The organism is Paraburkholderia strydomiana (assembly GCF_031456815.1).
Taxonomy (GTDB): domain Bacteria; phylum Pseudomonadota; class Gammaproteobacteria; order Burkholderiales; family Burkholderiaceae; genus Paraburkholderia; species Paraburkholderia caledonica.
The window spans coordinates 394,124-419,003 of the sequence record NZ_JAVDVL010000001.1 but is presented as its reverse complement, the minus strand read 5'-3'; the positions used below and the strand labels follow the sequence as shown (position 1 = coordinate 419,003).

The following is a 24,880-nucleotide window of genomic DNA, read 5'->3' as shown; positions in this document are numbered from 1 at the left end:
GGCCAATGGGTCGACGACGCGCAATGTCGGGCCTGCACCGACGGCGCTATCTCACGTGCACGAAAAGGAGCGCCGACCTGGAGACTGGTTCGGTCGTTCGAATACTCAGGGAGGTAATCATGGAAGCTATGAAGAAAGCAATGCTCTGTTCAGTGTTGGTGGCAGCTTCTGTTGGCGCCGCATTCGCGCAAGGCGCGGGTGGCGGCGGGAGCGGCGGTGACGGTGGCGGCAGCGGTGGCGGAACCGGCGGCACCAGTGTCGGGACAGGCGGTGCGGGCGTAGGTGGCGCGAACGGCGCGGGCCAGGGCGGCGCGGGAATGAGCGCACCCAATACGGGTGGCGGAGCGACATCCTCGTCCAAGGGTTCCCATTCGACAATGGCGCCTACCCGCAAGCCGCAGAAGAACGCACAGGGCAAGGGCGCGTCCGATACGGCTGCCTCCAGCGCGCAATGAGCGGCCTTTAGCGTCGCTCGCGCAGGTGCGCGAATCTGATGCGTTGTAGAAGAACAGCGGCCCACCGAATGGTGGGCCGCTGGCGGTGAATTGTGTCAGTTTGTTCTCAACCGCACTCGCTACCATTTCCTCACGCGCGCTCGACCGAATCCCTGTTCAGCATGCTTCGCGGAATCGACAGAATGAGAACGCAACTGACGAGCAGGCACGCGCCAAGAGCATAAGTGCCATTGTTGATATTGCCGGTCAGATCTTTAGCGACACTGGTAATCATCGAACCGGTGAAGCCGGACAGGTTTCCAACGGAATTGATGAGTGCAATGCCCGCGGCCGCCGCGGTGCCAGAAAGAATCTGTCCCGGGAACGTCCAGTAAATCGGCATCAGACCAAGAATCGCACACGTGGCAATCGTCAGGAAAACAATCGACAAAGCAACGTTGTTCGCGAACGCGGCACTCAGGATCAGGCCGATACCACCAATACAGGCAGGAATAGCGGCGTGCAGTCTGCGCTCCCCGGTCTTACGCGAGTGCCAGGCGTTCCAGATCATTGCCGCAACCGCACTGAGGTACGGAATAGCGGTCAAGAGACCAATGTTCAAAGTACTCTTTACACCAGAAGCCTTGATGATTGAGGGCAGCCAGAAGGCCAAGCCGTAGAAGCCAGTGTTGAACGTGAGAAGAATAAAGGTCAGCAACCAGACACGTGGGCTCTTCAACGCCGCTGCAACGCTGTGGGTCTTTTTCGAGCTTTCCTGTTCAAGATTCCTTTGCAGCAGAGCTTTCTCGGAAGCCGTCAGCCAGTTCGCCGATTGAATGCCATTGCCCATGCGGAAAAGCACGACGAAGGCGACGAGAATAGAAGGAATACCCTCCAGCAGAAGCATCCATTGCCAGCCTCCCATGCCGAGCAGGCCGTGCGTGTTTTCCATCAGCCAGCCGGAGATGACGCCGCCGAGTGTCAGGCTGACCGGAATGGCAATCAGGAAGCCCGACATCGCCACGCTTTGGCGCCTCGCGGGAAACCAGTAGTTCATATACAGGATGATCCCCGGGAAGAACCCGGCCTCGCACACTCCCAGCAGAAACCGGAGAATGTAGAACATCGTCGAAGTCTGTACATGGAAGAAATGCGAAAGAGGCGAGATGAACGCCAGTGACGAGGAGACAATGCCCCACGTCACCATAATGCGTGCAATCCAGAACCGCGCACCGTATTTGTGGAGAAGTAGATTGCTGGGCATTTCAAAAAGGAAATACCCCCAGAAGAAGATGCTGGCGCCCACGGCGTAAATGCTGTCGCTAAAGCCGAGCGCGTCGAGCATCTGCAGCTTCGCAAATCCCACATTGACACGATCCAGATACGCGACCACGTAGCAGAGAAGCAGCAGCGGCAGGATGCGCTTCAATACCTTTCGATACAACTGTTCTTCGGCCTCGCTGGCTACGGCGGGTGCCGCCGCTGCCTGAGTAAGGGTTGGCATTGGGACTGTCTCCTTTTGGTATGTCCTCTGCGAGGAATGCCCGACTTGATGTTACCGATAACATCGGCGGGCAAAGCTTTCCCCCGTGGGAAAATGTTATCGGTAACGAAGGTAGCATGATGCGCCCTCGAACGGCAAGCCAGGGGAATCTACCTAGGCGCGCAATATCGGGTGCCGTATCATGCTGAGTCGTTGCGAGTCGTTTATGCCGCAGTTCCGGCTGACTCGCTCATGAAAGCAAACCACCCCGAGACCGATGGGCAATCCCCGCATCAACGACCGTACCGTCAGCGACCGGCATCCTGGTCCACCTCGCATGTCGGACGTCGCGCGTATCGCGGGCGTTTCGAAGATGACGGTGTCTCGCGTACTGGCGGGGCACAGCGTGGCGCCGGCAACCCGGGAGCGCGTACAGCAGGCAATCGACGACCTCGGCTACGTGGCCGACGCCGCCGCCGGCGCGCTGTCGTCCGGGAAGTCGGAATTCGTCGCCGTGCTCGTACCGTCTCTCGCTAGCTCGAACTTCTCGGACACCGTGCGTGGGCTATCCGCCGCGCTAGAGCCTCATGGCCTGCAGATTCTTCTGGGAGACACCGACTACGACCTCGCTCGCGAAGAGCGACTGGTTCGTTCGATGCTCAGATATCAGCCTCGCTGCATCGCGCTGACCGGGTCGCAGCATACTGAAGGAACGCGGCAAGTACTCGAGCGCTCGCGCATTCCCGTGGTGGAAATGTGGGACTTGCCAACCAACCCGATCGACATGGCGGTCGGTTTTTCAAACGCCCGGGCAGCGCGTGAGATGGTGCGATATCTGAAGGACCGGGGTTACCGCAAAATCGGTTTTCTGGCCGGCGCGAGTGACCTGGATCGACGCGGTCTGGAGCGCCTGAAGGGTTACCAGCAGGAGATGAAGGCACAAGGGCTCGGCGAGCCCCGGGTGATCCGCTTTGGCGAATCGCCTATCACCATGAGTCACGGCGCTCCCGCGCTAGATGCTCTTCTCGAACGATGGCCCGATACGGATGCTGTCATGTGCGTGAGCGACATGTCCGCGTTTGGCGCCATCATGCAATGCCACCGTCGCGGACTTCGCGTTCCCGACGATATCGCAGTGGCGGGCTTCGGTAATTTCGAAGTGTCCGTTTGCTGTAACCCGACGATTACGACGGTGTCAGTCGACGCCTACGGTATCGGCTCGCGCGCGGGGCAACTATTGCTGTCGTCAGTCGCGTCGGTTACTCCGCGCGCGATACCCGAGCGCCGCAAATTCACTATCGATTACACGGTGATTTCGCGCGAAAGCGCGTAACCTTTCCTGGTGCACAGCGTCTGCGCAGCGTGATAACATCAATCGATGTTACCGATAACAGATCTGACCAATCTAACCGATCTGTCTGCACGGAGACCGCAGCGAGCGCCTCGGCGCTAACGCTGTCGCAGCAACGGCGATAGTCGCTATCGGATTGCACGACATCGCCACGACATGGACACGACGGAGTACAACGCATGACTCAGCTCAATGCCAGGCGCTTGCGCAGCCAGGAATGGTTCGACGACCCTGCCAACGCGGACATGACCGCGCTTTACGTAGAGCGCTTCATGAACTATGGCCTCACGCGGGAGGAGCTGCAGTCCGGGCGGCCCATCATCGGTATTGCGCAGACAGGCAGCGATCTGGCGCCCTGCAACCGTCACCATATCGAACTTGCGGCGCGTACTAAAGCAGGCATTCGTGACGCAGGGGGAATTCCGATGGAGTTTCCGGTTCACCCGCTCGCGGAACAAAGCCGCCGTCCTACTGCCGCACTCGACCGCAATCTCGCTTATCTTGGTCTCGTTGAGATCCTGCATGGATTTCCTCTGGATGGCGTCGTGCTGACAACAGGCTGTGACAAGACTACGCCCGCGTGCCTGATGGCCGCCGCAACGGTCGACATGCCGGCGATCGTCTTGTCAGGCGGTCCGATGCTGGACGGTTGGCATCAAGGCAAACGAGTGGGCTCGGGAACGGTGATCTGGCATGCGCGCAATCTGCTCGCGGCGGGCGAGATCGACTACGAGGGGTTCATGGAACTGACCACCGCATCGTCTCCGTCCATTGGGCATTGCAATACGATGGGAACCGCGTTGTCGATGAACAGTCTCGCCGAAGCGCTGGGTATGTCGCTTCCGGGTTGTGCGAGCATCCCCGCAGCCTACAGGGAGCGCGGACAGATGGCGTACGCAACGGGCAAGCGTATCGTCGACCTGGTGCGAGACGACGTGCGGCCGTCAAAAATCATGACGAAGGCCGCGTTTGAGAACGCGATTGTCGTGGCTTCGGCGCTAGGCGCATCGAGCAATTGTCCGCCCCACCTCATCGCGATTGCTCGTCATATGGGCGTTGAGTTGAGTCTGAACGACTGGCAACGTGTCGGCGAAAAAGTACCGCTCATCGTGAACTGCATGCCGGCCGGCGAGTATCTGGGCGAGAGCTTTCACCGCGCGGGCGGTGTTCCGGCGGTGCTGCGCGAGCTCGACCGCGCTGGGCTCGTGCATCGTGACTGCCTTACCGTTTCGGGCCAGGTCATTGGCGCTCTCGCTGACAATGCGGCTCAACCCGACCGCGACGTCATCAAGACGACCGACGAGCCGTTAAAGCACGGCGCTGGATTCATCGTGCTCTCCGGCAACTTCTTCGACAGCGCCATCATGAAGATGTCCGTGGTCGGCGATGCGTTCAGAAATACCTATCTGAGCGAACCCGGTGCAGAAAACAGCTTTGAAACAAGGGCAATCGTGTTCGACGGACCCGAGGACTATCACTCCCGCATCAATGATCCGTCGCTCAACATCGACCAGCATTGCATTCTGGTGATTCGCGGTGCGGGCACCGTGGGTTACCCAGGCAGTGCCGAGGTCGTGAACATGGCGCCTCCTGCCGAGCTCGTGCGTAAAGGTATAACCTCGCTGCCCACAATGGGCGACGGCCGGCAAAGCGGAACGTCGGCAAGCCCGTCGATTCTGAACATGTCGCCGGAAGCGGCTATTGGAGGCGGGCTCGCTCTTCTGCAAACGGGCGACCGCATTCGCGTCGACCTGAATACGCGGACCGTGAATGTTCTGGTCGATGAAGACGAGCTTGCACGTCGTCGTGAGACAGTGAGCTTCGACATTCCGCCGGCGCAGACCCCGTGGCAAGAGCTATATCGGCAGACCGTCGGTCAGTTGTCCACGGGCGGATGCCTCGAGCCCGCAACGCTTTACCTCAAAGTCATAGCAGAACGCGGCAACCCGCGACATTCCCACTAAACCGGCAGCGCTGGCATCGTATCGCGATGCCAGTCCGGCCGACTCGATCTGCCTGTGTGAACGGAGACAACCCTCATCATGACGTCACAAAACCCCACCAGCTATCTGCCTGACGACTTGCAGCGGGCGCTGCTTGTCGGTCGTGTCTGGCGCAAAACGGCCGCATACGAAGGGCCGTCTGTCGTAGTGGTGCGTAACGGCGAAGTACTGGATATCACCGCGAGTGCGCCGACCACTGCCGACCTGTTCGATCGTGAAGACGTCGTTCAGTTTGCCCGGACGGTTGCGGGTGAGGCGCTTGGCTCCGTTGAGAAACTGGTCGAAGCAAACCTGGGCGCGGTGCAAGAGGACGCGCCCCGGTTGCTTGCTCCCAATGACGTACAGGCAATCAAGGCATGTGGCGTCACGTTTGCCGTTAGCCTGATTGAGCGGGTGATCGAAGAGCAGGCGGGCGGAGATCCCGCTAAAGCCGAAGAGGTCCGAGGAACCATCGCCGCTACCATCGGCACCGACCTGTCGAAAATCAAGCCGGGTTCGGAAGCAGCAATGAAACTCAAGGCGGAACTCGAACGACGCGGCGCATGGTCTCAGTACATGGAAGTCGGCATCGGGCCCGACGCCGAAGTTTTCTCGAAGTCGCAGCCAATGTCCGCAGTGGGTTTCGCGGCCGACGTCGGCCTGCTCGCGGCGTCGAAGTGGAATAACCCGGAGCCGGAAATCGTCCTTGCAGTGAATAGCCGTGGCGAGGTTGTCGGCGCAACGTTAGGCAACGACGTCAATCTGCGCGACATAGAAGGGCGCTCGGCTTTGCTGCTGGGCAAGTGCAAGGACAACAACGCGTCATGCGCTATTGGTCCTTTCGTGCGTCTGTTCGACGACTCGTTCGACCTCGACTCCGTTCGCAAGACCAGTGTTTCCCTGCGCGTGGAAGGTGCGGACGACGGCTTCGTCCTGGAAGGCGTCAGCCATATGAGCGAAATCAGTCGGGACCCGGCGGATCTCGTCGCGCAGACATGGGGACGTCATCACCAGTACCCGGACGGTTTCATGCTGTTCCTCGGCACGATGTTCTCGCCGATCAAGGACCGCGACACGAAGGGCGGCGGCTTCACGCATCATCTTGGCGACAAGGTGACCATTTCGGCTCCCGAACTCGGCGCGCTGATCAATACCGTGCGACTGAGCACGGAGGTCGCGCCATGGACTTTCGGTGTGCGCGCGCTTTATCGCAATCTGGCTTCCCGGGGCGTGCTTTAAGCTACCTTTGAGCGGCTTCGTGCGGGCGCACGAAGCCGGGACGTCTTATTGCGCCTGTGCGGCCTGACGTTGAGCGGCCTGGTGTTGTGCGGCCTGCTCCTGAGCGCGCTGTTTGGCGAGGTGCCTGCCCACCATGCAGCCGCCGACCGCGCCGACGACAGCATGGTGCCCCGCGTAATGCCCGGCGACGCCGCCCACTACCGCACCCTTGATGCAGCCCGCGGCGTTCGCCGTGCCTGCCGCCCCGAAGACCAGCGCGGTTGCAACGAGGGCAATTCTTATCGGCCTAGCTTTCATTCGAAGATACTCTAAAGTTGGATGGTGGGATCTGGCGCTTTAGGGCGCCATTTCAATACCCGCGCCATTCATGACGCTCGCGCCATTCGTGCTCGCGCCATTCGTGGCGACGCCACTCACGTTCACGCCATTCGCGACGCTCTCGCCATTCACGCGCCCGCCAGCCCTCGTCGCCGTATGCGACGGCGACAGGGGCGGGAGCATATACGACTGGAGGCGGCGGTGCGTAGACCGGTTCAGCCGGCGCATAGACTCCCACCGGGATGCCAATTCCAACGCCGACGTTGACATGAGCCGAAGCGGCCGTCGACGCTGCCAATGCAGCAAGACCGAGTACTACGCCGAAAATCTTCTTATTCATTTTCGCTACTCCCTTGCACGCGTTGCGTGCCGTGTCGGTGAACATGGCTCGAAGTGTAGGAGACGAGTCCGGACACAGGTGCAACGGCTCTGCGAGATTGGTAACACGACATTACGCGCTCATCGGGACTGCCGGCCCGCGTCGCAGAAAGCCTGTTGCAATGTCACGTCACGGCGCCACAACTTTCGCCTGCCGATGTGCCATGATGGCAACAGAAGAGAAGGCGTAAGACGGTCACGTGGCCAATCGGGCAAGGGAGGCAAAAGTGACGAATGACGACAATGTGTTGGGCGAGCAGTCGGCGCAGATACCGGAAGCGCTACAGACACTCGCTGGATACCTGGAACGGTCTCTTGACGGCGCTAGCAGCGTCGTCATGATGCGGCACACGAACGATCTCTGTACCGTCTATCTGGGCAATCCCGAGGGGCCGCGTGAGGAACTCAGGCAGATCGGCGCGATATCCACGGCGCTTGCCAATGAGATGCTCGAGTCGACCTCTTCAGGGGTGAATCTCATGCAGATCGACGGGCAGACGTATCGCTTTGCTCGCAGCTTCACCGAGGTCGGCGGCGTGGCGGCTGTTGTCTTTTCAACCGAATGATGTTGCTCGCGGCGTTGCTTTTGACCGTCGAGCAACGCTCGGTGATCGTTTCAAATGGCGTCATGCGCCTGATCGGTTAAAGGAGGATTGGTGCGTTCGAGAAAGTATTTCGGCCTTCTGCTGTTCATGGCAGCCCTCGCTTCGACGCGTGCGTGGGCGAGTGACATTCAATGCGCTGCAACCCGGCAGCCGGCAGAGCGCGTCATATGCGACCACGCCATTCTGAATAACGAGTACGACGATATCGTCGCTAAGCAGCAAGCGCTGCTTAGCAGCGGAAAGCTGTCATCCGGGCAACTCGCACAATGGCGGCAAGCGCGCAATGCTTGCACCGACGTCCACTGCATCGACACAGTGTTCGCGCAATGGAAAACGATGGCCCGGTCCATTTCAGCGAACGCCGCGGCTGCTCCGGCGATCGCTTCGTCAACAGATTTCGCTCCTGTCGGACCGGCATCCGATGCAGGCGCTCTCGCGTCCGACGCCGGAACGTTGCCTGCGTCACAGGCATCGCCAACATCCGAGGCATCGCTCGTGCGTCAAGGCAGTGCGGCCGGCGTAGCGCTTCCGCAACCTGTCGCCAGTCAGGCGTCCGCGCCGGCGGCCGCTGCGGTTGCCACAGGCGCCCGCGAACCTCGAAGTGCGACAGGGTTGGCAACCGCACTGACGGTGCTTGTCCTCATCGCGGCCGCGTTTGGCGCGTTTGTCATCCGTCGTAAGCGAAGTGGCGGCTCGCCTAAGCGTCGTTGATAAACGGTCGCAAGAGAACCGTCATCAAGCCGCGAACCCCGGCACACGAGTAAGCTTGCGGGTGCGCAGCGTCGCCTTCTCAAGGCGAGAACAACCTTCGTAACGAGCAAGGGCGGCCCGCGCGACTCCTCGCAAATCATCGACAACTGACAAATGGACCTTTGGATTCAACCCTGTGCACGGTGCGCCGACCTCTACGGAATGCCGGCGACCGAGCCCCCGCATCAGGACCTGACGCTCAACGGTGCGGGCGCCGTTAAAGACGCGCGAGCCGAGGAACACTACACGTGCCTTCGTTGTCGCGGTGTGTTTGCGCGAATCCTCGCGGGTCCGCCGACGCGGCGGATCTGGATGCTGCTGAACGCCGGACAGCATTGATGCGTGTGTCTTTAGTGCGTGCTCGCAGAGTCTTTCAACGTCACTGAGGGGAAAACCATTTCCCGGAATCGACTGCGATAAGACGAGGGAGCTTCGATGCACGCCGGCGAGCCGACCTTCCACTGTGCTCAGACCGGTGCAGCGAACGTTTCGTTTACCATCTGCTCGCTCTTACGCCAGAGCGCCGCTGCGTTGGCCGGGTCGAGCGCATAGCTTCGAACGCCCTCGCTAACAGGGGTAATCACTGCATCGTCAGGAACAACCCCGCTCACATGACAGTTCTCGCAGTACCGGCCGCCGATGTCATCGGCCGACGCGACTGCAGCAGTCCACACAGACGTCGCTGCGCCCTGGGGGATGGTCTTGAACTGGAAAGGCGCTTTCCCTTCAGATGCGAGCTGCTTGTTGATCGCCTCCACCATATTTGTCAGCTGTTCTTCGCCCATGTGTCGTCCCAGTTCAGTCTGAATTCCACCAGGATGGACAGCCGCCGCTCGTACGCCTCGGGCTCGATGACGCTGGTCGAACGCAACCGCGAAAAGAATGTTTGCTGTTTTGGATCGGCCATATGCCACGAACGGGTCGTAGGGCGTGCGCTCGAAGCCCGGGTCATCGAGGTCGACATTCGCGAACCGGTGCCCCGAAGATGCGAGCATCACCAAGCGTCCTCCGTCCGTGAGCAGCGACGCGAGCCGGTTCACGAGCACGAAGTGCCCGAGGTGATTGGTGCCGAACTGCGTCTCGAAGCCGTCCGCGGTCTTTCCCGGAGGTGTAGCCATGACGCCCGCATTGGCGATGATGATGTCAAACGGCTTGGCCTCGGCGAGCAGTTTGTCACTGCAGGCCCGAACACTGGCAAGGCTCGCCAGGTCCAGTTCAACCAGTTCGATGCTGCCACCGCCCGCAGCGGCTTCCTGCCGCGCATCGGAGATTGCACGTGCTGCTTTGTCCAGATCTCTCGCAGCGCCGACCACGGTCGCACCGTGTGCCGCGAGGGCCCGCGCGGTCTCAACGCCAAGTCCCGCGGATGCACCCGTGACGAGAATCCGCTTTCCGTCGAGCCGTATGCCCGACAACACATCGTCAGTCGTCGATGTCGCTCCTAACTGCTTCGTCATGCCTTCTCCCGTCACTGTAAGATGAGGCCACTTTTACAATTCAACAAAACGGAGGATGTCTCCGTTTTCAATATACTAAGCGGAGTGACCCTCCGTTTGCAAGTGCGAATTGCACCATGACTGCGTCCACGCCCAAAGAGAAAAAGCCCCGAGCCGACGCGCTACGCAACCGTGAGCGCATCCTTGAAGAGGCAAAGAAAGCCTTCACCAGTGAAGGAGGTGACATTAGCCTCGAGGAGGTTGCGCGGCAGGCTGGTGTGGGCCCCGGGACGCTCTATCGCCACTTCCCAACCCGCGAGGCCTTGCTTGAGAGCGTCTACCGCGCCGAGGTCGAAAGCCTGGCGGAAGAGGAGCGACGGATTACCCAGGAGTTGCCGGCCGACGAGGCGCTGAGAGAATGGATGCTGCTCTTCGTCGACTACATTGCGACCAAAAAAATAATTGCGCCGGCGCTGAACTCGATCGTCGGGGGGGCGACGAGCGAGCTGTTCGAGTATTCCGGAAAGCAAATCAAGGCGGCAATTCAGACGCTTGTGTCGCGTGCGGTCGAGAGTGGAGACGTCCGGGCAGACCTGGAACCGCTTGATTTGCTGCGTGCACTGGTCGGCGTGTCGAATGTCGCTTCGGCTCCCGACTGGCAGCAAAGTGCGAAGCGATTGGTGGACATTCTGTTGCTCGGGTCAAAACCGGGTAACTGACACCTTCATATCTGGCTGTTTTCCGCATGCGTCAGCAAGCGCTTGCGTATCCGCAAACAATCAGCGGAATAAGGCACGAACTATGCGCCTAGGGTCATGTGCATGGCAAACGCTTGCACGAGACGTTTTCTTCCAGGTGCATCATGAACTATATCGTTAAGACTTTTTGCGCTTCAGTTCTCGCGGTCGCGCTGTCGGTCGCAGCGTACGCACAAACCGGCCGACCTGCTGGCGGGACGGCAACGCCCGGTGCCGGCGCCGGTTTGGCAAAGTCCCCAACCGCGAGCACGGACAGCTCCCCTGATGCCAAGGGCACTGGCGCCAATGAGGCGCGCATTGGTCCGTCGATAGGTCGTTCCACTCACAGCAAGACTAATGGTCTCAATATGGGCACTCGTAGTGGCGCGAACAGCGACGTCAACATGCCGCGGAACGCCCCGAAGCAAGGCGGCCAGTAGCTTGAACGCCGCGAGGGCAGTGGGTCAACGCGTTGTCTTCGGGTCGGGCCAGGGCCAACCCTTTCGCGCCTGGGGCGCATTCTGCTCGTCGGACGGCGCGGGCGCGACTGAAGTTACCGCCTTCGCGTCGTCATGCGATCGTGCATCCCCCGCGTCATCCGCTTTGCCGGCAAGCCCGTCCCCAAACCATGCGACCTTTTTCCGAAGGTGGCCGACATAAGTGTTCCAGCCGTCGGGGTTCCCGTCAAAGAGCTCGTGCTGAACGGTCGACGCAAGAGCTTTGCGGTTGAGTTCGGTATCGAGCAGTTCCTTTGGCCACAGGAAGAACGCGCTGGCGACGCGTGTGCTGAAATCGGCCACCGTCATCTTCGGCGCAAGCGTTCGCAGGAACCCAAAATCCCGGAACAAATGCAGTTCCGCCGCAAGCTGTACCACCGGCGTGTCGGGTGTACCGGCGCGGCTTAGGCAGCTCAGAGCTTCGAGCATGTCTCCGAGGTGGAGTAGCAGTTCTCGTCTGTCAAATCGGTCGTCCATCGAATATCTCCATTCGCTGCATCCGCTTCAGAATAGATCAGCCTTTCCGGCGCAACGCTTCGTCCCGCAGCATCTTATCCTTGCGCGTCATCGTCGGCCAATTGCGACGCCATGCTCCGGTTGAAGAACTGAGTTCCGCTGCCCCGTAGACAAGGCGAGAGGTACGGGACCTCGCTAGCCGGATTACGCATATCGTTGTCGCGCGGTGCGCAGGCGGGACCCAGTCACTGAAGCTTCAGTACAAGTTCTCGCATACGGAGCGCTCCAGGCACGACCCATGCGCGCCTGCAAAGCAGTTATGCGGGGAAGTCCATGAGCAGAATATTGTTGGTAGGCAAAGAGCCTGATCTGATTGAGGTCGTGCGACTTTCTCTGGAGACCGACGGTCATCACGTCATGACGGCGCTCGATTGCCTGGAGGCGTTGGAAATGGTGTCAGGGAGACTTCCCGACATCGTTGTCACTGACTCGAAGACGGTAGACGCAATCGCCCTTTGTAAGTTGCAACGACACGCGCAGCCGGGCGAACGCTTTCGTGTCATCCGGCTCTCCGATGGCCCGCAGCCGACCGACACCCGCGCGTCCCTTGTCGACGCCTACGTTCAAAAGCCGGTGGATGTTCAGCAGTTGCTATCGCTGGTTTCGCAACTGACAATAGAGAGACAGAATTTGAGTTCCGACAGCAGTATCGACATCAGATCACGCTGAAGTCTGCGGATGATCGTGTGGGCTTTGTTGTCGTAATGCGAACTCGCTGGTGAGTGCCGGACGAGTTTGTGAGGGTGCGCACATAATTCGCCGCCACCCATTGCTAGCCTTGCAGACTTGGGAGGTACCTAGCCATGCACGCAACGCCGGTCGAGTACGCGGGCGCAACCATAGTGCCCGTGGCGTCCCTATCCGGGAACGGTTATGCCGCGATTGCCATCGTTACCACCAGCCTCGGCAAACAGCGCGCCTATGGGCCGCTGAAACGCTTTCCTACCGAAAAAGCCGCATGCGAATACGCCGTGTCTTACGCGAAATCCCGGCTTGACCGCCGATGGAGACGCGCCAAGAAATGACAGGGCGCGACGGCGCTGCCTGCTGAGACGACGTCCGCTTGACGGCTTCGCGGCGTGGGCGGCGAGGCAGCGCGCTCCAAGTTGCGAAGCGACAACGCGGTGCGCGTTGGCTGCACCCAATCGCGCAATTTGCGAAGCGCAAATTGATGTTGTCCACGCCCCGAGTTGCGCTCCGTGCGCAGCGACGTCCCTGCGTCAGCGAAGCGATACGTCGGCGTATCCAGAGGCTACAACCCCAGACGAAACGGTAAAGCAACGCGACTTGTTCAATGCCCTTCAGAAAACAGCACGCCTTGCGCGCTGGCGTGCGAAGCGGCTTTCTTGTCCGTTAAGAACTCATTGCGATCCTTGCCTGCAATCCAAGCGGGTGCTCGCCCACGGCCGCTCCACGTCGAGCCGCTTATGGGGTCGCGGTACTTTGCTTCCAGCTCATTTGCCTGAACGCCTACCTTGCGCCCCGTCAGCTCGGAGACGGTGATGCCATACTCACCCATCTTTTGCACGATTTCGTTCAACACGAGGAGGGTCTCTCGTTCCCTGGCTTCAGCCAGTTGCTTGTCCAATGCTTCTTGTTGCGCGCGCAGTTGAGCGATTTCAATACCCTGATATGCCATATGTTCTGAACTCTGTTGCCGATTTCCCCGTCGATCGATTTCGGCGGATGGTTTGCAAGTATAGGCGGTTTAGATGCCCGCACGTGATACGGTCGAGCGATACGAAAAGAGGGCAGCGGTGTCGCCAGCCCGACAACCATAGCGATCGCTTGAAGTGATTTCGTGAGTAATCGAACGCATGGCCAGCACAGACGGACATTGCGTTGAGAAAACGTAAGTTTTCATACTGAAGCTCACTTGCAGTGAAATCAGTTGGACGGGTCGTGATGATGGTGATGCGCGTTGTCATGAGCGGCGTGATGCCCATGAGCGCCGTGTTCGTGCTCGCCTCCCTCCATCATGCGCATCATGCGGGGACCGCCGGTTCTGAAAAAGACAATGCCGAGAGCGATGAATACGATGCCGAAAACGATGTTCAGCACGGTGGTGTAGTTGAAGGTAATTGCTGCGTCCACGACTGCTGTATGCCGTTCCGTCGGGACCCATCCGAGTGACTGGAACAGTGCTTCGACCACGAGGGCCGCTGAGACCATCGCAAGATAGAAGGTCACAGCGAGGAACACCGTCATCCGGCCGCCGTAGTATTTCCGGTAGATGTTGAGAATAGGAAGGATGATGAGGTCGCCAAAGATGAAAGAGGCGACACCGCCGAAGCTGATACCGCCATTCCACAGCACTGCAGCGAGCGGCACATTTCCAACGGAGCAGGTGAACGACGCAACCGCAATAAAGGGGCCGACAAAAGCGCCCCAAATCATTGCCACCGTCGGATGACTGACAAGGAAGAATTTCTGCCAGAAGCTGTCCGGCACCCAGGCGCCGAGTGCGCCAGCGATGAGCAACCCGATCCCGATGTCGCGCCACAGCATCGCCCAGTTCATCACGTAACTATGGCTGATTGCTATCCACCCGTCTCGCGATGAGAGACGTTCCTTCCAGGTGCCGTGCTGTTCGCCCATCGACATGGCCGCATGCCCCTCCATACTGCCCGCGATGCCCTTATCTGCTTGCTCAATAGCTTCCTTCTTCAGCGACTGCCTGAGAAAGAAACGGAAGAGCAGCACTAGCACGATAATCATGATGGGGCCGCCGATGAATTCAGCAGCGGCGAACTGCCAGGAAATCAGCACCCACATCAGCACGCCAAGTTCGAGCACCAGATTCGTGGCTGCAAACTGGAACGCCATTGCGGAGGTGAAGTCGCCCCCTTACGCACAATGGAGCGGGCCATCGCGACGGCCGCATAAGAACATGATGAGGACGCGGCACCGAGGAGGCTGGCGACCGTCAGCGAGCGAGGCGACGCGTCAGGCAGAAGCTTCGACATCTCGGACTTCGAGACAACAACTTCAATCACGGCAGAGAACAGGAAGCCGAGACTCAATCCCCAGAAAATCTGCCACAACATCGTGAAGGCCATCCACAGCGCATGACCCAAGGCAGTGACAATCTGCATCGCAACCTCCTGGTAGACATCTATACCAACGGCGCCCGGTTATAGAAGTAAATGCCGTGATGTTCATGCCGTCAGCTTCGCAGATGTCTTCGAAACCCCTCAGCGATTGAGAGGCCAGAAGGGTGGATGCTGACACCGACATGGTCACATTGAAGTACGGCGCACTGGAGGACGCCCGGATGCCGTCTATGAGGAAGGCGGATATCGCCCGAGAGCGGGGAATTGCCGCACCTTTTCGAGTAGACGTTCCAGTGCCATCAAGAAAGACGAAATTTGGTCGATATTTAGCCTGTTGTATTTACTGACAGAGAGAAGACGTGGAGGACAACGATTATCTGGCGGCCTTCGCATTCTGCGTCACCGTCGACGCCATTCGGAAGGCGCAAGGGAAGATGATGCCAGAGGACCTTCCGGTTGGGTCTATGGAGCGCATGCAGGCGGAGGTCGACCTCATAGAAGACACGCTTCGCATGCTTGGCATAGCCCCGGACGCGGCGAACGGCTTCCAGGACGGGCCGGAAGAGTAGTTGGCGCACTCGATGCATCAGGCTCTTGCGGAAACTTCTCCCTCCGCCCGGAAGGCGTGCTTTCGAATCAACGGGCTACGGCTCCCCAGGCCAGTTTGAACTTCGAATCTTGGTCTGGTCTAGCGAACCCTAGGCCAGCTTGATTTGCGAAGTTTTGCTGGGACAAGTCGAATTGCGACAGCACAGGTATTGTTTGCGAGCCACCATTGCATCACGCACCACAAAAACCGGCCCACCCCAGGTGGTAACATTTGTTGTCACGCATCCCGCTTTCTCAACTCTGCTCCGGGCCATCGCATGCCAGACAGTTTCGACCAGCTCGCCGCCCTGATCCGGGCGCGCTTTTCCGAACTGAGTCCGCAATTTCAGATGGGCGCGGCATTCCTGCTTGACCATCCGGACGAGGTCGCGGTCTCGTCGATGCGCAAGGTCGCCGAGCGAGCGCAAGTGCAACCGGCGTCGCTCGTACGCCTGTCACAGCAACTCGGCTTTCCCGGCTGGAACGAACTGCGCAACCTGTTCGTCGCGCGCGTGCGCACGCGGCCCGAACCGCTCACGAGCCGCGCTCGCTCGCTGGTCAAATCGAAGGACGCGCTTGCCCACGATCTTCTCGTCGCACAGCAACACAATCTCGAAGTCACCGCGGCACACAACGGCCGCGTGATCGTGGAGGCAGCGCGCTTGCTGCGGCGTGCGCCGCACGTTCATGTTGCCGGTTTCCGCTCGTGCTATCCGGTCGCGTTCGGACTAGTGTACGGCTACCGGTTTTTCCGCTCGTCGGTGTCGCTGCTCAACGGCGAGGCCGGCACGCTCGAAATGCAACTTCGCACGGTGGAGCGAGATAGCGCCACCATTGTCATCAGCTTCGCGCCGTATTCGGTCGAAGCCGCGCGCGTCGCGGAAGCCGCGCTCGAAAAAGGCAGCAAGCTCATTGCCATTACCGACAGCGCCGTTTCGCCGATTGCACTGAACGCGGACAAGGTGCTGATCTTCGCGCACGAAAGCCCGTCTTTCTTTCCATCGCTAGTCGCGGCCACGGCGATCGCAGAATCGCTCGTTGCGCATCTTCTTGCACTGGAAGGCGCGGACGCCGTCGAACAGTTGAGCATCGCCGAGCAGTCGCTGCACGCGAAAGGCGTGTACGTGCCTTGATGGGAACCCTTTGTGGAATTGCCAGTGGTGCGGTTACGCATCGTTTGACAACAAATGTTGTTGAGCGGTATAAATATGTATCGGTTGTTGATCGAGCGCACGGCGCAGCTTGAGCGGCCGCCGCCGTCCACTACAGGTGAAGGCCATGTCCACCGTATTTCATCGCTCACCAAAGCAGTCGTTACCGGTTGCCGTTGCTGGCGACGGCATCGAGATTATCGACTCGACGGGCAAACGTTATATCGACGCTTCGGGCGGCGCCGCCGTGTCGTGCCTCGGACACAGCAACCAGCGCGTAATCGACGCCATTAAACGGCAGGCGCAACAGTTGCCGTACGCGCACACTTCGTTCTTCACGACCCAGCCCGCCGAGGAACTCGCCGACCGGCTCGTTGCGAGCGCGCCGCAGGGCCTCGAACACGTGTATTTCGTGTCGGGCGGTTCGGAGGCGGTAGAGGCCGCGCTTAAGTTAGCGCGTCAATATTTCGTGGAGAAGGACGAACCGCGGCGGCGCCATTTCATCGCCCGGCGGCAGAGCTATCATGGGAACACGCTCGGTGCGCTGGCAATCGGCGGCAACGCGTGGCGGCGCGAGCCCTTCCTGCCGATGCTGATCGAAGCGCATCACGTGAGCCCGTGTTATGCGTATCGCGAACAGCGCGCCGACGAAAGCGAGACCGAATTTGCGCAGCGTCTTGCCGACGAACTGGAACAGAAGATCATCGAACTCGGCTCGGATACGGTTGCTGCTTTCGTCGCCGAAACGGTGGTCGGGGCGACCGCGGGTGCGGTGCCGCCGGTGCGCGAATATTTCCGCAAGATTCGCGCGGTGTGCGATCGCCATGGCGTGCTGCTGATTCTCGACGAAATCATGTCGGGCATGGGCCGCACAGGCTATCTGTACGCATGCGAAGAGGACGGCGTCGCGCCGGACATCCTGACCATCGCCAAGGGATTGGGCGCGGGCTACCAGCCAATCGGCGCGACGCTCGTAAGCGACCGGATTTATCAGACCATCGTCGGCGGATCGGGTTTCTTTCAGCATGGCCACACGTATATCGGGCACGCAAGCGCGTGCGCGGCAGCGCTCGAAGTACAGCGCGTGATCGCCGACGAAAACCTGCTCCCCAACGTGCTGGCCCGCGGCGAACAACTGCGTGGGCTGTTGCGCGAGACTTATGCACGACATCCGCATATCGGCGATGTGCGCGGCCGCGGGCTCTTCGTCGGCGTCGAACTGGTTCGGGAGCGGGGCAGCAACACGCCTTTCGACGCGAGCCTGAAAGTGCATGCCGCAATCCGGCGCGAGGCGTTCGCGCGCGGCTTGATGGTCTATCCGATGGGCGGCACGGTGGACGGCAAGATCGGCGATCATGTGTTGCTCGCGCCGCCGTTTATCTGCACCGCGAGCGATATCGACGAGATCGTCAGCCGGCTGGCCGATGCGATCGATGCTGCGTTGGTTGCCGCGTTGGCCGTTGCTCCCGTCGCGCGATAACCGTACGCGGCGATCCGCCGTTGACCATCTCAGCCATTCACCTCAACTTGCGAGACCGACAATGACCGAGCGTTTGCCCCCTTTCGATGTCGGCGCTGCCACGCCCGAACAGAAGGCCGTTCTCGACGAGATTTTGTCCGGTCCGCGCGGCAATCTGAACGGACCGTTTCTCGGCTGGATTCATAGCCCAGAACTCGCGCAGCAGGCGCAGCGTCTCGGCGCGTTCTGCCGTTATCGGACCGGCCTGCCGCTGCGCCTTTCGGAACTCGCCATTCTCGTGACGGCGGCTCGTTGGCAGGCGCAGGCCGAGTGGTACATCCACTATCCGATCGCCTTGGAAGCGGGCGTTAGCGAAGCGGACGCCGAGGCGATCCGCGCAGGCCGGCGGCCCGATTTCGCGAACCCGGACGACGCGCTGATTCACGACTTCGCAAGCGAGCTGTACGACACCAGGCGCGTGTCGGACGCGACCTATGCAAAGGCGGTCGAGCGTTTCGGGCACACGGTGGTGATCAACCTCGTCGGGCTGCTCGGCTACTACGCGCTCGTCGCGATGACGTTGAACGTGTTCGGCATGCGCGCCATCGGCCAGCAAAGCCTGCCGTTCGCCGAGTAGCCTTCAACGGCCGCGGCGCGGCGGCGTATGTCACCGTCACGGCATTGGCACACGGAAGCGCCTATCATGAAGGTCGGTCCACGTCCGCGCCTGTCACGCAGCGCCGCACTCGCGACCCATGCCAAAGCCGCGGAACATCCGGGCGGGACCGTTGCGGCGGGCATTGCGATCAGTCGTGCAGCGCGTGAAGCAGGGCACAACAGGAGAGAACGATGAAGCGCAAGGCATCAGCAGTCTGGCAAGGCGGTCTCCAGGACGGCAAGGGCTCCATTTCCACCGACAGCGGCGTCCTCAAGGAGACTCAATATTCGTTTTCCACGCGTTTCGCGGACGGCATCGGCACGAATCCGGAAGAGTTGATCGCGGCTGCGCACGCGGGCTGCTTTTCGATGGCGCTTTCGGCGGAGTTGGGTAAGGCGGGCATTTCGCCGGAACGCATCGGCACCACTGCAACGGTCACGCTCGACAAAGACGGCGGTGGCTTCACGATCACCGCCGTGCATCTGGACGTAGCGGTGAAAATTCCTGGCGGCGACAAGGCTGCGTTCGACAAAGCCACCGCGGACGCCAAGGCGGGTTGTCCGGTGTCGAAGGTGCTGAACGCCACCATCACAATGGACGCGAAGCTCGAAACCTGAGCCGGGCATCGGCAACCGGCGGTGCGCAATGCTGCCCTGCATTGTTCGCCGCGCATCGAAACTTCCGCGCAACCCACGCCGCAGTGCCGGCATCTGTCGCCGGCGCGGCGCTTCTCCAATGGCATCGCCATGACAACCCAGGCCGAAAAAGCAGCGCAATTCCAGGCGCTGCATGCAGCGCAGGACGCGTTCGTTATTCCCAACCCGTGGGACATCGGTTCGGCGCGGCTCCTCGCGCTGGCCGGCTTCAAGGCGCTCGCGACCAGCAGCGCAGGCTACGCGTTCTCGCGCGGCTTGCCGGATAACGCCGTGGGCCGCGCGCAGATGATGATTCACCTCGCTGAAATCGTGGCCGCGACCGATTTGCCGGTCAGCGCCGATCTGGAAAACGGTTTTGGCGATGCGCCGGAAGACTGCGCGGAAACCATCCGCCAGGCGGCCCGGGCAGGCGTGGTGGGAGGCTCGATCGAAGACGCGACCGGTCGCGCCGACGAACCGATCTACCCATTCGAGGCCGCTGTCGAACGCGTGCGCGCCGCCGTCGAAGCGGCCCGCGCACAGTCTTTTCCTTTCACGCTGACCGCCCGCGCGGAGAACTACCTCGCTGGCCGTCCGGATCTCGACGACACGATTCGCCGCCTGCAGGCCTACGAGGCCGTCGGCGCCGACGTGCTGTACGCGCCAGGCCTCAAGACGCGCGAGGAAATCGCCGCCGTGGTCGGCGCGCTGAAGCGTCCCGTCAACGTGTTGATGGGTTTGCAGGGCGTTCTGCTCAGCGTCGACGAATTGCGCGCGATGGGCGTGCGGCGCGTGAGCGTCGGCGGCTCGCTCGCGCGCGCGGCCCTCGGCGCGCTACTGCGCGCCGCGCATGAGATACGCGATCACGGCACCTTCGGTTACACGAAAGACGCGGCGAGCGGCAACGAACTCAACCAGCTTTTCGCCAAGGCCGAAGAAAAGTGGCCGACGCCGGGCTAGGCGCGCTGCTGTCCCTGATTGACAGTCAGCGTAACGGCAATGCGGAAGTTATCGGTCGTTTGACCGGTACCGCCGCGGTTGTTGACATGAGATCCTTTTGCCGTTGCCGCCGCGCTCGCATTCTCTTCTAACTCTTCACGGAACCATCAGGATGGACGATAAGGACATTCCTCTTGCCAATAGCAACGTCGCATATCAAACCTTGCTACGGGAGAACGGCTACACCGTCGCTAAAACGACTGTCCGCGCGGGCGGCGAGACGCAATGGCATCACCACAGCAACGTCAGTGACCGCTTTCTCGTAGTCAGCGGAGTGCTGACTGTGGAGACGAAAATCGGCGGCCTGGTCAAGAGCACAAAAGTGCGTGATTTCTTCAACGTCGATCCGGGTGTCGTTCATCACGTCAAGAACGAGACGGAAGAAGATGTCGTCTACATCATGGTTCAGGCGGGAGGCGCCCCGGACATCGTGCTAGCCGCGGCTCCAGGTTGAGCGTCGGAGCCGCTGCACGGGTCGAGCGATCACAGCAAGCCCATTGCCGATGCCCTGAGCGTGGCTACCGCGCGCGTTGAGCATTCGAGCTTGCGAAACACGCTCTCCACGTGCGTGCGCACCGTGCTCGGGCTGAGCCCCAACTCCTGCGCGACTTCCTTGTTGCTCGCGCCTCGCGAAATGGCGCGCAGCACGTCGATCTCGCGGGCAGAGAGGCGTGCGCCTTGAGACGTGCCGCTGGGGGCGCGTCGGGCGACGGCCGCGCCGTCACCCAGCACTGCCTCCACCGCGTGGCCATCCAGCCGGCCGCTTGCCGCCTCGTCACGCAACTGCTTCGCCGCTGCGTCGGCGGAGAATGCCGCACGCCACGGACGCGCCGAGCGCAACGCCACCCACACCACCGACGCCGCCAGTATCCGCGCCTCGAGCGATAACGCCGCATTGCGGGCCGCACGAAAATAGCCGGAGCCGTCCAGCCGTTCGTACGCATGCGACGCAAGCTCGGCCGCTTCGCCGAGCGCCCCGGCCTGCTGGCCTGCGCGCCATGTCCAGTAAGGGACGAGGCGCACTTTTTCCCAGGCGCTCGGCGGCAGGCCTCGGGCCATGTTCCACACATTGTTCGGAACCGCCGCGCGGCCAATACCGTGAATCAAACCCGCGCGATAGACGCGCCGGTGCGTCGCTTCGTCCGGAGTGAGCCGCGCACAGCCAGCAGCTGCCGTCGCGGCCACTGCGCGCGAGAAGCCGGTCATCCACGGCAGCTTCAGGTCGATCACGTCGGCGATCAATTCCGCCGACGTCGCCTGTTGCATTCGCGACGTCGTCAACGCGGCGTCGAGATCGGCAGGGGAGAGCTGATCCAGTTCCGTCAGCCAGGAGGGCGCTTGGCGCGCGGCGGTGTCGACGAGCCGCGCCGGATAGCGGGTGTCGGCGCGTTGTGCAAGCAGCCCGAGCGCCCGTTCCACACCATACGTGCGGGCGAAGACCTCCAGATCGCCGGCGAGCCCGATTACGTACACCGGAACCGGCACCGCCGCTCCCTCCAGACGCGCGGGGAGCCCGTTGCCGTCCCACGTTTCGAAGATGTGCCGCAATGTAGTTTCGGTTGCGGGTGCGAGGCCCAGCATGCGCGCGATTTCGCCCGACACCTCGCAATGAATTTGCGCGAGCGGCGTGAGCACCGCGGCAACGCCGCCTAGCGCCTCGAGCGGCTCGATCCAGTCGACGCGACCTTCGAGCATGGCGACGCGGCTTGTGATGTCGTCGCCGAAAACGTCTGCGAAGCCCGCGGCGTTCGCGGTGCACCCTGACCAGCGCAGCATCGACGCCTCGCGGACGGTGTCGCATGCCGTCGCGTCGATGCCGGCGGCCTCGGCAAGGCGCGCTGCGAGCCACCCCGTGCGCAGCGAATGGTCGGTTGGCTGGCCCATGCTCAGATCGCCGATGAAGGCGAGCGCCTTCACGGAATCGAATACGCGCAGCGGCGTGTGACCAGCATCGTCGTCGATCGTTGGGGTCATGTGAACAATCACTTTGGGAACGACTGGTAACTATATGCGATCCCGCGTTTTGAAGAAGGGTCGGTCATCTGACCGATGCCGCCGAAGAGCGCGAAATGCGATGCTGTCATGCGATTGTTACCACCGATCAGACCCGACTACACACGGAGTATCCATGTCCTTCCGACTTCAACTCGTCGTTTCGGCGATTGCCCTCACGCTCGCTAACGCCTCGTTCGCTCAACCCTCGGCGGACAAGCCCGAACGGATCAGGGGCACCATCCAGTCGTATTCGGCCGGCACGCTCCAGGTACACCGGCGCAGCGGCGAAACGGTCAGCATCGCAGTAGACGATTCGACCGGCCTGAATGCGGTGAAAGCCGTACAGCTTTCGGATATCAAACCCGGTACTTACGTAGGGGCCGCCGCAATGCCAGGCGCCGACGGCAAGCTCGTGGCGAAGGAAGTGCTCGTGTTTCCCGAGGCCGCGCGAGGAACTGCCGAAGGTCACTATGCCTGGGACTTGGGCGCGAACAGCTCGATGACAAACGCGAACGTCGATACGGTCGTGCAGGGTACCAGCGGTCGCGACCTCAAGCTTTCGTACAAGGGCGGCAATAACACCGTTACGGTGCCCGCGAACGCGCCGGTCGTCACGCTCATTCCCGCTACACGCGACGAACTGACCTCGGGCAAGCGGGTGTTCGTCGTGGCGAGCCACGGCGCAGGTGCCGCCTACAAAGGGCTGCAGATCGTCGTGGAGAAGGACGGAGTGGCGCCCCCGATGTAAGTTGGGCCGTCACGAGGGTTACGTATGAAAGCCGCTGACGAGGCGCCACCGTAGCGGAGATCAGAAAAGGAATTGCAATGAATGAACATCCCATGAATGCCAATAGCGTTCGAGAAGAACACTGGCTAACGCGTTACTACTTTATGCGGACCGCGTTTTCAGCGGTTTGGGTCGCACTTGCTTTTTCGGTCGGGCAACGCTCACCGGAGGCGACAGCGGCTCTGCTTCTCGTCTATCCCGCGTGGGACGCGCTGGCCAATTACTTCGACATGTCGCGCAGCGGCGGAATGGCGGAAAGCCGCACGCAGGCAATCAACATTGTCATCAGCGTCATCACGGCGATCGCGGTAATTCTGGCGTTGAGAACCAGTATGAGCTGGGTGCTTGGCGTCTTCGGGGCGTGGGCGATACTGTCAGGGCTCCTGCAACTCGGAACTGCGTTGCGCCGCTGGAAGCGCTCTTCCGCGCAATGGGCGATGGTTCTGAGCGGCGCGCAATCGGCGCTCGCAGGTGCTTACTTCATCGTGCAAGCCGGAGTGGCGATGCCCCCGGCTATCTCACGCATAGCGGGATACGCCGCGGTGGGCGCAATCTATTATCTGGTTTCCGCTGTTTGGCTCTATGCACGCCGGCTGCGCCGCAAGGTCGCCTGAACGGCGGAAAGAACTGGCCATTCTCACGACGCCATTCGCTCTGCATGTGCTTCATGAGTCGTTCGATATTGGCCGGATGTTCTTTTTCCGCCGCACCTAGAACCGCTTTATAGAGGCGAGATTCCGCTGACGCCGGCCTTGCCGCCGACGTCGGGCGAACGTTCGCCTGAGAGAAAACCCGCATCGGCCGAGTCGGACATCGAATCGTGGCCGTCCGTCGTCAAGTGGCTGCGTCGCCAACTGGCGGGCGGCAAACCGAATTCACGCTTGAATGCGCGATTAAACGCCGCCTCCGACTCGTAGCCGACCCGCTCCGCAATAGCCGTAAGCGACTGCGCTCCGTCACGTAACGCCTGTGCCGCGATTTGCAGACGCCAGCGCGCCAGATATTGCATCGGTGGCTGGCCGAGCAATTGAGTAAAGCGCTGTGCGAGCGCCGAACGCGAGAGGCCCGCTTTGCGGGCAAGTTCATCGACCGTCCAGCCATGCGCCGGTTGCGCGTGCATCAACGCGAGCGATCGTCCCACGAAACGATCGCTGACGCCGGCCAGCCATCCTTTGCGGTCTGCGGGCAGCGAATCGACACAACGCCGTACCGCCTCCACGAAAAGCAGTTCTGACAAACGACCGAGCACGATCGCGCTGCCGACGCGCCATTCGGCTGCTTCCAAAGCCGCGAGTTTCAACGATGACTCCAGCCACGCGGATCTCGCGTCGTTGCGCATGTCGATCTTGAACATACGGGGCAATGCCGACAGCACCGGATTGGTCAGCGTGTCGTCGCAGGCGAGGAAGCCGCAAATGAGCCGCGTTTTCGCACCGCCCCCACCGTAACTCAACCTGATCACGTCGCCCGGTGTGGTTTCCAGATACTGCGACAGCATCTGGTGAGAGGGCGCCGGTTCGAGTTCTAGAGAGCTGCCCATTAGATGCGCTTCACCCTGCGGTACCACGAGAAGTTCTCCGGCATCGACGCAGATAGCGGATGAGGGGTCGTCGACGAGTCGTGCGCGACAGCTTCCTTCGGTGATGAGGTGATAGGAGACGATGCGCTCCGCACGCGGAAGAAACGACACGCACAACTCCCGGGTCGCCTCGCCGAAAACACACCAGGGTGCAGTGAAGTCTGCGCTTAGATACACCGCTCCACTTAGATGCACGAGGCGAAGTACGTCGGAAAGAGCATCCATGGTGTTGTCCATCAGTTTCGGCGTC

The 24,880-nt window shown here is 61.0% G+C and carries 24 protein-coding genes and 1 pseudogene; 16 read left to right on the top strand and 9 right to left on the bottom strand.

Annotated elements, in window-relative coordinates:
- The first annotated feature begins 119 nt into the window (after positions 1 to 119).
- Entirely contained in the window at positions 120 to 455 is a 336-nt protein-coding gene (locus J2W46_RS01895; protein WP_020070904.1) for a hypothetical protein, read from the top strand.
- Between the two features lie 130 nt (positions 456 to 585).
- On the opposite strand, the gene J2W46_RS01890 is transcribed toward J2W46_RS01895, so the two are convergent.
- Positions 586 to 1,938, bottom strand: a complete 1,353-nt coding sequence (locus J2W46_RS01890; RefSeq protein WP_087751174.1) for an MFS transporter — start codon at positions 1,936 to 1,938, stop codon at positions 586 to 588.
- 256 nt (positions 1,939 to 2,194) lie between these two features.
- Here J2W46_RS01890 and J2W46_RS01885 point away from each other — a divergent pair, with 256 nt between their 5' ends.
- The 3 genes from J2W46_RS01885 to J2W46_RS01875 all read left to right on the top strand — a co-directional run bounded on the left by J2W46_RS01885 (position 2,195) and on the right by J2W46_RS01875 (position 6,489).
- Positions 2,195 to 3,250, top strand: a complete 1,056-nt coding sequence (locus tag J2W46_RS01885) for a LacI family DNA-binding transcriptional regulator (RefSeq protein ID WP_310350805.1) — start codon at positions 2,195 to 2,197, stop codon at positions 3,248 to 3,250.
- Between the two features lie 197 nt (positions 3,251 to 3,447).
- Positions 3,448 to 5,232 (top strand): IlvD/Edd family dehydratase, encoded by a 1,785-nt coding sequence (locus tag J2W46_RS01880; protein ID WP_310350802.1) that lies wholly within the window; start codon positions 3,448 to 3,450, stop codon positions 5,230 to 5,232.
- 78 nt (positions 5,233 to 5,310) lie between these two features.
- A complete protein-coding gene (locus J2W46_RS01875) occupies positions 5,311 to 6,489 on the top strand; it encodes a fumarylacetoacetate hydrolase family protein (RefSeq protein ID WP_310350800.1) in 1,179 nt (392 codons plus the stop codon).
- Positions 6,490 to 6,534: 45 nt separating this feature from the next.
- Here the strand turns inward: J2W46_RS01875 and J2W46_RS01870 are convergent, their stop codons facing one another.
- A complete protein-coding gene (locus J2W46_RS01870) occupies positions 6,535 to 6,786 on the bottom strand; it encodes a hypothetical protein (RefSeq protein ID WP_020070899.1) in 252 nt (83 codons plus the stop codon).
- 52 nt (positions 6,787 to 6,838) lie between these two features.
- Complete coding sequence (locus tag J2W46_RS01865; protein WP_310350797.1) at positions 6,839 to 7,147, bottom strand: hypothetical protein; 309 nt, start codon at positions 7,145 to 7,147, stop codon at positions 6,839 to 6,841.
- Between the two features lie 265 nt (positions 7,148 to 7,412).
- Here J2W46_RS01865 and J2W46_RS01860 point away from each other — a divergent pair, with 265 nt between their 5' ends.
- Positions 7,413 to 7,751 carry a hypothetical protein gene (locus tag J2W46_RS01860; protein ID WP_087751178.1) on the top strand — a complete coding sequence of 113 codons (339 nt, stop codon included), beginning with the start codon at positions 7,413 to 7,415 and terminating at the stop codon, positions 7,749 to 7,751.
- A 1,256-nt stretch (positions 7,752 to 9,007) separates the two neighbouring features.
- Here J2W46_RS01860 and J2W46_RS01855 read toward each other — a convergent pair.
- Positions 9,008 to 9,997, bottom strand: coding sequence for an SDR family NAD(P)-dependent oxidoreductase (locus J2W46_RS01855; RefSeq protein ID WP_310350794.1), 990 nt, complete (start codon positions 9,995 to 9,997; stop codon positions 9,008 to 9,010).
- Between the two features lie 116 nt (positions 9,998 to 10,113).
- Here J2W46_RS01855 and J2W46_RS01850 point away from each other — a divergent pair, with 116 nt between their 5' ends.
- Complete coding sequence (locus J2W46_RS01850) at positions 10,114 to 10,695, top strand: TetR/AcrR family transcriptional regulator (RefSeq protein WP_310350792.1); 582 nt, start codon at positions 10,114 to 10,116, stop codon at positions 10,693 to 10,695.
- Positions 10,696 to 11,177: 482 nt separating this feature from the next.
- Here the strand turns inward: J2W46_RS01850 and J2W46_RS01845 are convergent, their stop codons facing one another.
- A complete protein-coding gene (locus tag J2W46_RS01845) occupies positions 11,178 to 11,687 on the bottom strand; it encodes a hypothetical protein (RefSeq protein ID WP_088173807.1) in 510 nt (169 codons plus the stop codon).
- 312 nt (positions 11,688 to 11,999) lie between these two features.
- Here J2W46_RS01845 and J2W46_RS01840 point away from each other — a divergent pair, with 312 nt between their 5' ends.
- Positions 12,000 to 12,395 carry a DNA-binding transcriptional response regulator gene (locus J2W46_RS01840; RefSeq protein WP_310350787.1) on the top strand — a complete coding sequence of 132 codons (396 nt, stop codon included), beginning with the start codon at positions 12,000 to 12,002 and terminating at the stop codon, positions 12,393 to 12,395.
- Between the two features lie 622 nt (positions 12,396 to 13,017).
- On the opposite strand, the gene J2W46_RS01835 is transcribed toward J2W46_RS01840, so the two are convergent.
- The gene (locus tag J2W46_RS01835; RefSeq protein WP_020070889.1) at positions 13,018 to 13,365 is read right to left on the bottom strand and encodes an H-NS histone family protein; all 348 of its coding nucleotides are present in this window, start codon (positions 13,363 to 13,365) and stop codon (positions 13,018 to 13,020) included.
- 248 nt (positions 13,366 to 13,613) lie between these two features.
- Positions 13,614 to 14,773: pseudogene (locus J2W46_RS01830) on the bottom strand (permease).
- Positions 14,774 to 15,138: 365 nt separating this feature from the next.
- On the opposite strand from J2W46_RS01830, the gene J2W46_RS01825 reads away from it, so the two are divergent.
- The 7 genes from J2W46_RS01825 (at position 15,139) to J2W46_RS01795 (ending at position 20,723) form a co-directional block, all read left to right on the top strand.
- Positions 15,139 to 15,348 (top strand): hypothetical protein, encoded by a 210-nt coding sequence (locus J2W46_RS01825; RefSeq protein WP_020070887.1) that lies wholly within the window; start codon positions 15,139 to 15,141, stop codon positions 15,346 to 15,348.
- A gap of 297 nt (positions 15,349 to 15,645) precedes the next feature.
- Entirely contained in the window at positions 15,646 to 16,500 is an 855-nt protein-coding gene (locus J2W46_RS01820) for a MurR/RpiR family transcriptional regulator (protein WP_310350783.1), read from the top strand.
- A 145-nt stretch (positions 16,501 to 16,645) separates the two neighbouring features.
- Complete coding sequence (locus J2W46_RS01815) at positions 16,646 to 17,998, top strand: aspartate aminotransferase family protein (protein WP_310350782.1); 1,353 nt, start codon at positions 16,646 to 16,648, stop codon at positions 17,996 to 17,998.
- A 61-nt stretch (positions 17,999 to 18,059) separates the two neighbouring features.
- Positions 18,060 to 18,614 (top strand): carboxymuconolactone decarboxylase family protein, encoded by a 555-nt coding sequence (locus tag J2W46_RS01810; RefSeq protein ID WP_310350780.1) that lies wholly within the window; start codon positions 18,060 to 18,062, stop codon positions 18,612 to 18,614.
- Positions 18,615 to 18,826: 212 nt separating this feature from the next.
- A complete protein-coding gene (locus J2W46_RS01805; protein ID WP_020070885.1) occupies positions 18,827 to 19,252 on the top strand; it encodes an OsmC family protein in 426 nt (141 codons plus the stop codon).
- Between the two features lie 129 nt (positions 19,253 to 19,381).
- The gene (locus tag J2W46_RS01800) at positions 19,382 to 20,230 is read left to right on the top strand and encodes an isocitrate lyase/PEP mutase family protein (RefSeq protein WP_310350778.1); all 849 of its coding nucleotides are present in this window, start codon (positions 19,382 to 19,384) and stop codon (positions 20,228 to 20,230) included.
- 151 nt (positions 20,231 to 20,381) lie between these two features.
- Positions 20,382 to 20,723, top strand: coding sequence for a cupin domain-containing protein (locus J2W46_RS01795; protein ID WP_310350776.1), 342 nt, complete (start codon positions 20,382 to 20,384; stop codon positions 20,721 to 20,723).
- A 29-nt stretch (positions 20,724 to 20,752) separates the two neighbouring features.
- Here the strand turns inward: J2W46_RS01795 and J2W46_RS01790 are convergent, their stop codons facing one another.
- On the bottom strand, positions 20,753 to 22,243 hold the full coding sequence (locus tag J2W46_RS01790) for an HD domain-containing phosphohydrolase (protein WP_310350772.1): 1,491 nt from the start codon (positions 22,241 to 22,243) through the stop codon (positions 20,753 to 20,755).
- Positions 22,244 to 22,397: 154 nt separating this feature from the next.
- Here J2W46_RS01790 and J2W46_RS01785 point away from each other — a divergent pair, with 154 nt between their 5' ends.
- Positions 22,398 to 23,012: a hypothetical protein gene (locus tag J2W46_RS01785; protein WP_020070881.1), complete on the top strand. Its 615-nt coding sequence runs from the start codon at positions 22,398 to 22,400 to the stop codon at positions 23,010 to 23,012.
- 77 nt (positions 23,013 to 23,089) lie between these two features.
- Entirely contained in the window at positions 23,090 to 23,665 is a 576-nt protein-coding gene (locus tag J2W46_RS01780; protein WP_088173799.1) for a DUF308 domain-containing protein, read from the top strand.
- A gap of 107 nt (positions 23,666 to 23,772) precedes the next feature.
- On the opposite strand, the gene J2W46_RS01775 is transcribed toward J2W46_RS01780, so the two are convergent.
- The gene (locus tag J2W46_RS01775) at positions 23,773 to 24,855 is read right to left on the bottom strand and encodes an AraC family transcriptional regulator (RefSeq protein ID WP_310350769.1); all 1,083 of its coding nucleotides are present in this window, start codon (positions 24,853 to 24,855) and stop codon (positions 23,773 to 23,775) included.
- Positions 24,856 to 24,880: the final 25 nt, after the last annotated feature.

What these genes read in the sequence shown, in the direction of transcription:
- J2W46_RS01895 (WP_020070904.1), top strand. Translation starts at nt 120, where the DNA reads ATGGAAGCTATGAAGAAAGCAATGCTCTGTTCAGTGTTGGTGGCAGCT.
- J2W46_RS01890 (WP_087751174.1), bottom strand. Translation starts at nt 1,938, where the DNA reads ATGCCAACCCTTACTCAGGCAGCGGCGGCACCCGCCGTAGCCAGCGAG.
- J2W46_RS01885 (WP_310350805.1), top strand. Translation starts at nt 2,195, where the DNA reads ATGGGCAATCCCCGCATCAACGACCGTACCGTCAGCGACCGGCATCCT.
- J2W46_RS01880 (WP_310350802.1), top strand. Translation starts at nt 3,448, where the DNA reads ATGACTCAGCTCAATGCCAGGCGCTTGCGCAGCCAGGAATGGTTCGAC.
- J2W46_RS01875 (WP_310350800.1), top strand. Translation starts at nt 5,311, where the DNA reads ATGACGTCACAAAACCCCACCAGCTATCTGCCTGACGACTTGCAGCGG.
- J2W46_RS01870 (WP_020070899.1), bottom strand. Translation starts at nt 6,786, where the DNA reads ATGAAAGCTAGGCCGATAAGAATTGCCCTCGTTGCAACCGCGCTGGTC.
- J2W46_RS01865 (WP_310350797.1), bottom strand. Translation starts at nt 7,147, where the DNA reads ATGAATAAGAAGATTTTCGGCGTAGTACTCGGTCTTGCTGCATTGGCA.
- J2W46_RS01855 (WP_310350794.1), bottom strand. Translation starts at nt 9,997, where the DNA reads ATGACGAAGCAGTTAGGAGCGACATCGACGACTGACGATGTGTTGTCG.
- J2W46_RS01850 (WP_310350792.1), top strand. Translation starts at nt 10,114, where the DNA reads ATGACTGCGTCCACGCCCAAAGAGAAAAAGCCCCGAGCCGACGCGCTA.
- J2W46_RS01845 (WP_088173807.1), bottom strand. Translation starts at nt 11,687, where the DNA reads ATGGACGACCGATTTGACAGACGAGAACTGCTACTCCACCTCGGAGAC.
- J2W46_RS01840 (WP_310350787.1), top strand. Translation starts at nt 12,000, where the DNA reads ATGAGCAGAATATTGTTGGTAGGCAAAGAGCCTGATCTGATTGAGGTC.
- J2W46_RS01835 (WP_020070889.1), bottom strand. Translation starts at nt 13,365, where the DNA reads ATGGCATATCAGGGTATTGAAATCGCTCAACTGCGCGCGCAACAAGAA.
- J2W46_RS01820 (WP_310350783.1), top strand. Translation starts at nt 15,646, where the DNA reads ATGCCAGACAGTTTCGACCAGCTCGCCGCCCTGATCCGGGCGCGCTTT.
- J2W46_RS01815 (WP_310350782.1), top strand. Translation starts at nt 16,646, where the DNA reads ATGTCCACCGTATTTCATCGCTCACCAAAGCAGTCGTTACCGGTTGCC.
- J2W46_RS01810 (WP_310350780.1), top strand. Translation starts at nt 18,060, where the DNA reads ATGACCGAGCGTTTGCCCCCTTTCGATGTCGGCGCTGCCACGCCCGAA.
- J2W46_RS01805 (WP_020070885.1), top strand. Translation starts at nt 18,827, where the DNA reads ATGAAGCGCAAGGCATCAGCAGTCTGGCAAGGCGGTCTCCAGGACGGC.
- J2W46_RS01800 (WP_310350778.1), top strand. Translation starts at nt 19,382, where the DNA reads ATGACAACCCAGGCCGAAAAAGCAGCGCAATTCCAGGCGCTGCATGCA.
- J2W46_RS01795 (WP_310350776.1), top strand. Translation starts at nt 20,382, where the DNA reads ATGGACGATAAGGACATTCCTCTTGCCAATAGCAACGTCGCATATCAA.
- J2W46_RS01790 (WP_310350772.1), bottom strand. Translation starts at nt 22,243, where the DNA reads ATGACCCCAACGATCGACGACGATGCTGGTCACACGCCGCTGCGCGTA.
- J2W46_RS01785 (WP_020070881.1), top strand. Translation starts at nt 22,398, where the DNA reads ATGTCCTTCCGACTTCAACTCGTCGTTTCGGCGATTGCCCTCACGCTC.
- J2W46_RS01780 (WP_088173799.1), top strand. Translation starts at nt 23,090, where the DNA reads ATGAATGAACATCCCATGAATGCCAATAGCGTTCGAGAAGAACACTGG.
- J2W46_RS01775 (WP_310350769.1), bottom strand. Translation starts at nt 24,855, where the DNA reads ATGGATGCTCTTTCCGACGTACTTCGCCTCGTGCATCTAAGTGGAGCG.